1 protein-coding gene is annotated in these 713 nt (G+C 59.6%); it reads left to right on the top strand.

Annotation, left to right across the window (positions count from 1 at the left end):
• Positions 1-584, top strand: a 584-nt coding sequence (locus ALO64_RS19360) for an aldo/keto reductase (RefSeq protein ID WP_162232078.1), incomplete at its 5' end; no start/stop codon positions are given.
• Positions 585-713 lie beyond the last annotated feature (129 nt).

Consider the following 713-nt stretch of genomic DNA (forward strand, 5'->3'; position numbering starts at 1 on the left):
AGGTACCCAGCCCAAGTGTCGCAAATCTCAGCTTCGCTCCCATTGGGCCTGCATGGCGGCTTGCTCGCGCGGTTACGCTGGCCGAAATCAGCCGTGCATTACCGATTGCAGCCGCTCAGTTCGAGCACAGCCTGGTGCATCGCGAGCCTGAGGCCGATCTTTTTCAGGCTTCTTACGCGCTTGGCCTTGGCGTCGTCACCTGGTCACCTCTGGGTGGTGGCATGCTGACCGGCAAATATCGCAAAGGGGAGAGCGGGCGCGCTGAGGGGTTTGGCGGCAAGGTATTCCAGCCTGAGAACTCGACGCAGCGCACACGGATTCTCGATACTGTTCTGGAGGTTGCCGGTGAGCTTGGCGTAAGCGCGGGTCAGGTTGCCATTGCCTGGGCAGGTTCGCACGGCGCTGTTCCTATCATCGGGCCTCGTTCGCACGAGCAGATTGCCGATAATCTGGGCGCCTTGTCGCTGACGCTGACTGACGAACAGATTCAACGCCTGGATGCGGTCAGCAGTCTGGATCCCTCCGCTGGGCCAAGGTCGGCGGCTGATTGGTCGGATGAGACTCGTGCAAGGGGAGTGGCCTGAGTTGTTATTGGCCTGACTCGGATATTTGTTTATAGCCGCCAAATGAGCGGCTGGAGTCCTTCCAGGCGCAGCGTTGCTGCATGAGCGTGGTGCTTGCGTGTCTTGGCAAAGGGAGACTGTCAGAAATTT

The sequence above is a fragment of the Pseudomonas meliae genome, from assembly GCF_001400515.1.
GTDB lineage: Bacteria > Pseudomonadota > Gammaproteobacteria > Pseudomonadales > Pseudomonadaceae > Aquipseudomonas > Aquipseudomonas amygdali.